Source organism: Streptomyces sp. KR55 (assembly GCF_052245645.1).
GTDB lineage: Bacteria > Actinomycetota > Actinomycetes > Streptomycetales > Streptomycetaceae > Streptomyces > Streptomyces flavusporus.
Genome location: NZ_JBQQCE010000431.1, coordinates 1 through 8,341, shown reverse-complemented (window position 1 = coordinate 8,341; position 8,341 = coordinate 1). Strand labels below are relative to the sequence as shown.

The 8,341-nt window shown below is 72.5% G+C and carries 11 protein-coding genes; 7 read left to right on the top strand and 4 right to left on the bottom strand.

Annotated elements, in window-relative coordinates; genetic code table 11:
* Together ACTWQJ_RS40590 and rpmG are read right to left on the bottom strand one after the other, a co-directional pair.
* Window positions 1-177, bottom strand: a 177-nt coding sequence (locus tag ACTWQJ_RS40590) for a type B 50S ribosomal protein L31 (protein ID WP_443311442.1), incomplete at its 3' end; no start/stop codon positions are given.
* Window positions 178-186: 9 nt separating this feature from the next.
* Window positions 187-351 (bottom strand): 50S ribosomal protein L33, encoded by a 165-nt coding sequence (gene rpmG / locus ACTWQJ_RS40585; protein WP_009192555.1) that lies wholly within the window; start codon window positions 349-351, stop codon window positions 187-189.
* 66 nt (window positions 352-417) lie between these two features.
* On the opposite strand from rpmG, the gene rpmB reads away from it, so the two are divergent.
* The 3 genes from rpmB (at window position 418) to ACTWQJ_RS40570 (ending at window position 1,562) form a co-directional block, all read left to right on the top strand.
* Entirely contained in the window at window positions 418-654 is a 237-nt protein-coding gene (rpmB, locus tag ACTWQJ_RS40580) for a 50S ribosomal protein L28 (RefSeq protein ID WP_129799523.1), read from the top strand.
* Window positions 655-672: 18 nt separating this feature from the next.
* A complete protein-coding gene (gene rpsN / locus ACTWQJ_RS40575; RefSeq protein ID WP_129799524.1) occupies window positions 673-978 on the top strand; it encodes a 30S ribosomal protein S14 in 306 nt (101 codons plus the stop codon).
* Window positions 979-1,049: 71 nt separating this feature from the next.
* The gene (locus ACTWQJ_RS40570) at window positions 1,050-1,562 is read left to right on the top strand and encodes a hypothetical protein (RefSeq protein ID WP_443311441.1); all 513 of its coding nucleotides are present in this window, start codon (window positions 1,050-1,052) and stop codon (window positions 1,560-1,562) included.
* 72 nt (window positions 1,563-1,634) lie between these two features.
* Here ACTWQJ_RS40570 and ACTWQJ_RS40565 read toward each other — a convergent pair whose 3' ends face one another.
* Window positions 1,635-3,815: an FUSC family protein gene (locus ACTWQJ_RS40565; protein WP_443311440.1), complete on the bottom strand. Its 2,181-nt coding sequence runs from the start codon at window positions 3,813-3,815 to the stop codon at window positions 1,635-1,637.
* 144 nt (window positions 3,816-3,959) lie between these two features.
* Between ACTWQJ_RS40565 and ACTWQJ_RS40560 the strand changes: the two genes are divergently transcribed.
* Window positions 3,960-4,340 carry a DUF4232 domain-containing protein gene (locus tag ACTWQJ_RS40560; RefSeq protein ID WP_443311439.1) on the top strand — a complete coding sequence of 127 codons (381 nt, stop codon included), beginning with the start codon at window positions 3,960-3,962 and terminating at the stop codon, window positions 4,338-4,340.
* Here the strand turns inward: ACTWQJ_RS40560 and ACTWQJ_RS40555 are convergent.
* Entirely contained in the window at window positions 4,337-5,521 is a 1,185-nt protein-coding gene (locus tag ACTWQJ_RS40555; protein WP_443311438.1) for a DUF2786 domain-containing protein, read from the bottom strand. The two genes, ACTWQJ_RS40560 and ACTWQJ_RS40555, sit on opposite strands and share 4 nt — an antisense overlap.
* 7 nt (window positions 5,522-5,528) lie before the next feature.
* On the opposite strand from ACTWQJ_RS40555, the gene ACTWQJ_RS40550 reads away from it, so the two are divergent.
* From ACTWQJ_RS40550 to ACTWQJ_RS40540, 3 genes are all read left to right on the top strand, one after another.
* Window positions 5,529-6,158 carry a LysE family translocator gene (locus ACTWQJ_RS40550; RefSeq protein ID WP_443311437.1) on the top strand — a complete coding sequence of 210 codons (630 nt, stop codon included), beginning with the start codon at window positions 5,529-5,531 and terminating at the stop codon, window positions 6,156-6,158.
* A 98-nt stretch (window positions 6,159-6,256) separates the two neighbouring features.
* Window positions 6,257-7,024: a Clp protease N-terminal domain-containing protein gene (locus ACTWQJ_RS40545; protein WP_443311436.1), complete on the top strand. Its 768-nt coding sequence runs from the start codon at window positions 6,257-6,259 to the stop codon at window positions 7,022-7,024.
* A gap of 34 nt (window positions 7,025-7,058) precedes the next feature.
* A partial coding sequence (locus ACTWQJ_RS40540) for a bifunctional 3'-5' exonuclease/DNA polymerase (RefSeq protein WP_443311435.1) occupies window positions 7,059-8,341 on the top strand: 1,283 nt, incomplete at its 3' end.

Genomic DNA, 8,341 nt, shown 5'->3' with positions numbered 1-8,341 from the left:
GTAGTAGAAGGGGTGGCTGACGTTCGAGATCTCGACGTCCACCACCGGGTAGGTGTTGCCGTCCTCCCACTCGATCGTCCTGTCGCTCGTCATCGTCGAGCGGGTCAGGAAAGCATAGTTGGCGGCACGGTCACGAAAGACGACGGGACCGTAGTCCGGGTGGATTCCCTTGCGCATGGCGGCTGATCAGCGCTCCTCTCGGAAGTCGACGTGGCGGCCGACGACCGGGTCGTACTTGCGCAGGGTCAGGCGGTCCGGGTCGTTGCGGCGGTTCTTGCGGGTGACGTACGTGTAGCCCGTGCCGGCTGTGGACCGGAGCTTGATGACCGGGCGGAGTTCGTTGCGTGCCATGCTGGTATCTTACTGAAAATGAATTCCATTTACACACCCTGAGAGCAGAGAGGTACGTCACCACCGATGTCCGCCCACTGCATGCTGACCGGCGCCCAGCCCGGCTTCGGCAACCGCATCTCCCACTCGCACCGGCGCACTTCGCGCCGCTTCGACCCCAACATCCAGACCAAGCGCTACTGGCTGCCCACCGAGGGCCGGTACGTGCGCCTGCGGCTGAGCGCCAGGGCGATCAAGACGGTCGACACGATCGGCGTCGAGGCGGCGGTGGCCCGCATCCGCGCGCGCGGAGTGAAGGTCTGAGAGGGCGAGGGAACCGAGATGGCGAAGAAGAGCAAGATCGCGAAGAACGAGCAGCGGCAGGAGATCGTCGCGCGGTACGCCGCGCGACGGGCCGAGCTGAAGGAGATCATCCGGCGGCCGTCCTCCACGGAGGCCGAACGGCTCGCTGCGCAGCGCGAGTTGCGCAGGCAGCCGCGGGACGCCAGCGCCACGCGCGTACGCAACCGGGACCAGGTGGACGGCCGTCCGCGCGGCTACTTCCGGGCGTTCGGGCTGTCCCGGGTGAGTCTGCGGGAGCAGGCGCACGCGGGGTATCTGCCGGGAGTGCGGAAGTCCTCCTGGTAGGGACCGACCCGGTTACGGCTGGTAGCTTGCTGCGGTCGTACGGCTGACCGGCTCACCCCAGGGGGCATGCAGTGACTTCTGCGACCTACGCGCGCGTGCTGGTACATCGGCGGGTGCGGATTGCGGCCGCTGCGCTGACGGGCGTGCTCGCGCTGACCGCGTGCAGCGAGGACGGCTCCACGGACGACTCCGCGCCCAGCCCCAGCGCGTCGTCGGCCGACACCGGCGGTGGTACGGGCGGTGGCGGCAGCAGCGGGTTGACGTCCGCGGCCGGCGACCTGCAGGGCAGCTGGTTCGCCACGACCGACGGCGAGGCGGTGGCGCTGGTGGTCACCGGTGACGACGCAGGGCTGTTCGCCACCGGCGGGACCGTGTGCAGCGGGCGCGTGGGCAAGGCCTCGGGCACGCCGACCATCCGCCTCACCTGCCCGGACAGGAGCGACGAACGCGGGACCGGCACGGTTGACTCCGTCGGCGCCACGACTCTGAAGGTGACGTGGGAGGGCGGTCTCGGCGCGGAGACCTACACCAAGGCCGAGGGCGGAAAGCTGCCGTCGGGTCTGCCGACGGCAGCTTTGGAGTAGGTCGTGAGGTGACGCCCTGACGGCTGCGGCGGGTGGCGGCGGTCTGCCGACGGCCGGATCCGGGCCGTGAGGTCACGCCCCTGACCGCTGCGGTGGGCCGCGGTCGTCCGACGAGGGCGGCGTCGGGTCCAGGGCCTCGGACAGTTCCGTCAGGCAGCGGTGCAGCATGCGGGAGCCGTGGCGTACGACGGGGTCGTCGGCGATGCTCCACGTCGGGTCGTCGAGGGCGTCTCGTACGGCGTCCCAGCGTGGGACCCGGCGCTCGCGGACGGCCTTCGCGCCCTTTTCCGTGGCCGTGCGCAGAGCGTCGGCGAGGCGGGCGGCGGGTGGGACGGGGCGGGCGTCGCGCTCCGGGAGATGGGCCTCCATCAGCATCGTCACGCGGCCCATCTGCGTCAGGGCGTCCTCCGCGTCGTCGGCGGCCACCCGGGACAGGCCGCGGTGGCGTACGGGCTCGTCCGCGGCCCGGGCCACCGCCGCGTGCCAGGCCGCGCGGGCATCGCGCGCGGACAGGAGGGCCTCGCGGACGTCGGGGGCTGCCTTGCCGACGGGTTCGGCGTAGTGCCGTACGACCGCGGCGGTGTACCGGCCCTGCGCGGCCAGCCAGTCGGCGAGGAGGGTGCGCAGGCGCGGTGTCTCCCAGGCCGGGTAGACGGCGTACGCGGCCATCGCGAGGACACCGCCGACAACGGTGAGCAGGATGCGTTCGGGGGCGGTCTGCGTCCACTGCTCGCCGGCCGTGCCGAGCAGGAACACGACGTACGCGGCGATGCAGGCCTGGGCCACGAACTGGGCGGAGCTCATCAGCAGGTACATCAGCGCGGCGCTCGCCACGGCCAGCGCGGCGGAGAGGTGCGGGCCGGCATGGGTGACCTGGAGTGCGCCGGTGGCCACGCCTACGCCGATGACCGTGCCGGCCAGGCGGGCGACCGCACGGCTGTAGGTCTGGGAGAAGTCCGGGCGCATGATCATGACCGCGGCGAGCGGTGCCCAGTAGCCGTGGCCGAACGGGAGGGCGGCGCCGAGGAGGTAGCCGGTGGCGGTGACGGCAGTGGAGCGGGTGGCGTGGCGGGTGACCGGTGAGTTCGGGTGGAGTTCCTTACGGATGGACCTGAGGGCAGCGGGGATCAGTTCCGGGAAGGTGGGGCGGAGGAGGGTCTTCGAGGAGGAGGGAGGGCTGGTTGACGCCTCGGGTGCCGCTACGGGCGGACGCTGCCCGGTGCCTCCGCCGCTCTTGAGCGTCGATGCCTGCTGGAGTCGCCCGGTGCCTCCCCGGCTCGCCGTCTCCACCACGTCCCCCAGCAGACGGCCCAGTCGCGACGCCGCGCGGTAGGCCGGGCCCGTCAGGACGGCGCCCGTGGCCGGGGTGCTGAACGCGGCCACCGCGGCCGGCGGGAGCTCGACAGGGTCGCCGCGGCGGATGGCGCCGGCGGCGGCGTCGAGGATGGTGGCCGCCGCACCGAGGAGTTCGCGGACGAGGTCGCGTGCCCGGCCCTCCTCGGCTACGCCGACGGCCGGGTCGGCGAGGGAGGCGAGGACCGGGCGGATGCGCTCGGCCAGGCCGCGGGCGCCGTGCAGTTCGGCGGGGCGGCGGCGGGCCTGGCGGGGGGTCACGGCGGCCGCTTCGCGGGCCACCATCAGGGGCAGCGGATCGAAGGGCGCGACGGGGTCGTGGCGCAGTCGACGCGCGTAGTCGGCCTCGGCGGCCAGGGCGTCCGCGAGCGCGTCGCGATGGCGGCCCCAGCGTCGTACCGGAACAAGCACGATCAGTGCCGCCTGCACCAGACCACCGAAGATCATCATGGCCGCATGCCCCGCGGCCTGGGCGACCGAGGTCGGCAGGGTGACCGTCACCAGCATCATCGCCACGTTGGATGAGGCGATCAGGCCGGCCGTCGGGCCCACGGCCCAGGTCAGGCCGGCCGCGAAGGTCCACAGCACCAGCAGGGCCACGAAGAGGGCGAGGTGGCTGATGGTGAGGTAGCCGAGGAAGGTCGAGACGGCGAGGCTGGTGCCGGAGGCCAGGGCCAGCTCGGGGCGCGGGCGCCAGCTGCGCTGGAAGGTGGCGATGGCCGCCTGGAACGCCCCGAAGGCCGAACTGACCGCCGCCTCGGGCCCCAGCGCCCACATGCTCACCCAGATAGTGATCGCGAGTCCGGCCGCGCCGCGCAGCGCGAGCAGCGGTTCCAGCCTGGTCCGCTGCACACTGAGCCCCGAGCGCGCGGTCTCCTTCAGCGCCCGAAACCAGCTCATTCCGTCAGATTACGGTACGTGTGGTGCGTATCAGGCGGGACATGTGGGGTGTGCCAGGCGCACGGTGGAGGCCGGGCGGGTAACCGCGCGGCGGGTTCGTACGTGATGGTCAAGGGCAACGTCACGACCCCAGGGGACCCACTCATGCGCGCCATTCCGCTCACCGCCGCCGGTGACACGGGCAACATCCCCGTCACGCTCACCAGCCGAGGCGCCGAGTGCACCCTGGACGGCTTCCCCGGCGTCGGCCTGACCGTCGGCGGCACCTCGGTGGCCGTGCCCGCGGACCAGGCCGCCAGAGCGCAGCAACTGACGCCGGCCAAGGACGCGCCCGCGTCCTTCACGATCACGTACGTACGGGGCGAGGCGGGCGGCGCCGACACCCTCGACGTGAAGACGGTGGAGATCAGCCTGCCCGGCGCGACGGACACGCAGAGCTTCGACTGGTCGTACGGCCCCGTCGCCCTCGCCGGCAAGAACGCCCCGGACGCGTCCGTCAGCGCCTTCCAGCAGGCGGGTGACTAGGACCTGTCCAGGTGGCGGCGCGACCTGACCTCCGCGCGGTCCGCGGCGCGTGCCCCCTCCGTCCAGCCGGCCGCGTCGCTGACTCCGCGCAGCCGGGTCGTGGTCGTCTCCGGGAACATGCTCTCCAGACGGTCGGTGACCGCGACCTTGTGGGAGGCGAGGACCGGGAGCAGGTCGTCGGTCACCTGGGTCTCGGCGGCGGCCGCGAGACGGGTGCCGATGCGGTGGGCGTAGGCGGCGAGGAAGGACTGCCGGAACGTTTTCGTGCGCTTGCGGCCGCCCGCACGCTGCTCCGCCTCCGCCTTCGTCATCGCCGTCGTGGCCTGCACGAGGAGCGAGGTGTAGAGCAGGTCGACCACCTCCAGGTCGGGTTCGAAGCCGACGACGGTGGAGAAGCCGAGGGGCTCGTTCCACACCGCCTGGCAGTGGTTGGCGGCGGCGACCGCGTCCAGCAGGACCGCCTTGGCCTGCTCGTACGGCGGGTCGACACCGATCCGGCAGGCGGCGGGCCCGTCGGCGGCCGGGGCGCCCGCGGCGAGCAGCGCCTCGTCGATGCTGTGCCGGGCCATCAGCTCCTGCGCCTTGGCGCTGAGCGCCTCCGCCTCGTCCGGGTAACCGGTCGCCTCCGCCTTGGTGAGCAGGGCGCGGATACGGGTCAGCATGCGCGACTCGGGCTTGTGGTGCCGCTGCGGCTCGTCCAGTGGCTCCAGTGCCGGCAGCCGCAGCAGCAGCCGGTACAGCTCCAGGACAGCCGTCGCATGCGAGAAGCGGTCGATGCGGGGCGGGGCTTCGGCGGTCAGTTCGTCGAGCTGTGCGGTCCAGCGGGGGCCGCGCGGTCGGTCGTACGACGACTGCGCGCGGATCAGCGCCGATACGAGGCGCTCGTGTACGTCGTCCAGCTCGCGCCGCACGATGCGCACGACGTCGGCGGGCTGCCAGCCGCGCCGCCAGGCCGTCGCCACGAACTCCTCGCCCCGGCGGGTGAGTTCGGCGTCCGCGCTCGGGTCGGCGGCGAGGAGGGACGCGCCGGTGTCGAGGGCGGTGTCGGTGTCGCCGTAGAGGGCGGCCTGGAAGGCGCGTTCGACGGTGCTGGTCGTGCTGCTGCTCACCCGGCGATCGTGCCATGGGCCGGTCTCACGTAGCGAAACTCGGTCGCCGTTCCGTCCGGCGGCTTCGAGCATGGCGCGCATGGTGGACATGTCTTTGTACGCGGCGTATCTGGTCGCCGCCTTCGCGCTCTGCGTCACTCCCGGTCCCGACATGATGTTCATCGTGGCGATGGGCGGCCGGGGCGGACCCACGGCGGGGGTGATGGCCGCGCTCGGGGTGGCGTGCGCGATGTTCGTGCACGCGGTCGCCGCGGCGCTCGGCCTGTCGGCGCTGTTCCTGGCGTTGCCCACGCTGTACCACGTGCTGCGCTGGGCCGGGGCGGCGTACCTGCTCTACCTGGCGGTGAAGGCGTTCCGGGACCGTGCGGTGCCGGTGGAGGACGGGCAGGGCGCCGGGGCCGGGCGGCGGCGGGCGTTCTGGCAGGGGGCGGTGACCAATCTGCTCAACCCCAAGGTGATCCTCTTCAACGTCGCCTTTCTGCCGCAGTTCGTGGATCCGGAACTGGGGCATGTGCAGGGACAGTTCCTGGTGCTCGGGATCACCATCGTGGTCATGGGCTTCGCGGTGGACGGGTTCATCGGGCTGCTCTCCGGGAAGCTGTCGACGCTGCTGCGCCGGAGTCGGCGGGTGGCGCGGGGGCTCAGCATCTTCAGCGGGACGGTGTTCACGGGGTTGGCGGTGCGGCTGGTCGCCTCGTCGCCGAAGTAGCCGTCGGGACAGTCGTCGAAGAGGGCACGCGCGCGTGGAGGCTGATCGATGTCAACTCGCGGTTGACACCCCGGAAGGGGGCAACCTACGGTTGACACATGTCGACGAACCCGACCATCACGTCATCCGTACGTCTCGACGAACTCATCGAGGCCATCAAGAAGGTCCACACGGCGCCGCTCGAGCAGCTCCAGGACGCGGTGATCGCCGGTGAGCACCTCGGCGAGGTGGCCGACCACCTGATCGGCCACTTCGTGGACCAGGCCCGGCGGTCCGGTGCCTCCTGGACCGACATCGGCAAGAGCATGGGCGTCACCCGGCAGGCCGCGCAGAAGCGCTTCGTGCCGAAGGAGTCGACCGACCTCGACCCGCAGCAGGGCTTCGGCCGCTACACCCCGCGTGCCCGCAACGTGGTGATGGCCGCCCACAACGCGGCCATCGCGGCCCGCAACGCCGAGGGCCGCCCCGAGCACCTGGTCCTCGGCCTGCTGGCCGAGCCGGACGGCCTGGCCGCGAAGGCGATCACGGCCCAGGGCGTCCTCCTGGACTCCGTCCGCCAGGCAGCCACCGCCGCGCTGCCCGCAGCCGCCGACAAGGTCCCCGACCTCGTCCCCTACGGCTCCGACGCCAAGAAGGTGCTGGAGCTCACCTTCCGCGAGGCCCTGCGCCTCGGCCACAACTACATCGGCACCGAGCACATCCTGCTGGCCCTGCTGGAGTTCGAGAACGGCACAGGCGTCCTGTCCGGCCTCGGCCTCACCAAGCAGGCGGTGGAGGAGTACATCGTCGAGTTGCTCTCCCAGTTCCTGAAGAGCGGTGAGCAGAGCACCAAGGAGGCCCGCGAGGAGGGCGAAGCGCAGGGCTGAGGCCGTTGTCAGACCCGGGTGCCACACTCGCAGCATGACCGACCGGTGGGCGCTCGCTCCGGCCGAGGACGGTGGCGCGGAGCTCGCCCCCCTCGGCCCGGACGGGCTGCCCGCCGGACCGGTCGTGCGGGAGCCGGACCTCGCCGCGGCGGTGCGCGGTCGGCCCGAGGTCACGCGCTGGGTCTGGCGTTCCACCGCCGAGGTCTACCCGCGCCTGCTCGCCACGGGGGTGCGAGTGGAGCGGTGCTACGACATCGAGGACGCCGAGACCCTCCTCCTCGGCCACGAGGGGCGGTCCGGCGAACCCCGCTCGGCGGCCGCCGCCCTGGCCCGGCTGCGCGGCGGCCCCGTACCGCCCGATCCACCCCAGCGCGCCGCCGAACCCGGCGCGCAGTCCCCCCTGTTCGAGCCACAGTCCGTGCATGTGCCGCTGGCCGACCTCATCGAGGTCTACGCCGAGCAGCAGCGCCGGCACGACCGGGCGGCCCAACCGCAGCGGATGCGGCTGCTCACGGCAGCCGAGTCGGCGGGGATGCTGGTCGCCGCCGAGATGAACCGGGCGGGGCTGCCATGGAGCGCCGACGTCCACCGCCAGGTGCTGCACGAACTGCTCGGCGAGCGGTACGCGGGCGGTGGTGAGCCCCGCCGCCTGGCCGAGCTCGCCGACGAGGTGTCCGCCGCCTTCGGCCGCCGGGTCCGCCCCGACCTGCCCGCGGATGTCATCAAGGCCTTCGCGCAGGCCGGGATCAAGGTCAGATCCACCCGCCGCTGGGAGATCGAGTCCGTCGACCACCCGGCCGTGAAGCCGCTGATCGAGTACAAGAAGCTGTACCGCATCTGGGTCGCCCACGGGTGGTCCTGGCTGCAGGCCTGGGTCCGGGACGGCCGGTTCCGGCCCGAGTTCCTCGCAGGCGGGACCGTCACCGGCCGCTGGGTGACCAACGGCGGGGGCGCTTTGCAGATCCCCAAGGTCATCCGGCGCGCTGTGGTCGCCGACCCCGGCTGGCGGCTCGTCGTCGCCGACGCCGACCAGATGGAGCCGCGCGTGCTGGCGGCGATCTCGCGCGACCCCGGTCTGATGGAGGTGGCCGGCCGGGAGACCGACCTGTACCAGTCCGTCTCCGACCGCGCCTTCTCCGGCGACCGCGCCCAGGCCAAGCTCGCCGTGCTCGGCGCCATCTACGGCCAGACCTCCGGCGACGGCCTGAAGAACCTCGCCGCCCTCAGACGCCGCTTCCCCAAGGCGGTGGCGTACGTCGACGAGGCGGCCCGCGCGGGCGAGGAGGGGCGGCTGGTGCGGACGTGGCTGGGGCGGAC

Coding starts and splice junctions, on each gene's coding strand:
- rpmG (WP_009192555.1), bottom strand. CDS start 351: ATGGCACGCAACGAACTCCGCCCGGTCATCAAGCTCCGGTCCACAGCC.
- rpmB (WP_129799523.1), top strand. CDS start 418: ATGTCCGCCCACTGCATGCTGACCGGCGCCCAGCCCGGCTTCGGCAAC.
- rpsN (WP_129799524.1), top strand. CDS start 673: ATGGCGAAGAAGAGCAAGATCGCGAAGAACGAGCAGCGGCAGGAGATC.
- ACTWQJ_RS40565 (WP_443311440.1), bottom strand. CDS start 3,815: ATGAGCTGGTTTCGGGCGCTGAAGGAGACCGCGCGCTCGGGGCTCAGT.
- ACTWQJ_RS40560 (WP_443311439.1), top strand. CDS start 3,960: ATGCGCGCCATTCCGCTCACCGCCGCCGGTGACACGGGCAACATCCCC.
- ACTWQJ_RS40555 (WP_443311438.1), bottom strand. CDS start 5,521: ATGCTCGAAGCCGCCGGACGGAACGGCGACCGAGTTTCGCTACGTGAG.
- ACTWQJ_RS40550 (WP_443311437.1), top strand. CDS start 5,529: ATGGTGGACATGTCTTTGTACGCGGCGTATCTGGTCGCCGCCTTCGCG.
- ACTWQJ_RS40545 (WP_443311436.1), top strand. CDS start 6,257: ATGTCGACGAACCCGACCATCACGTCATCCGTACGTCTCGACGAACTC.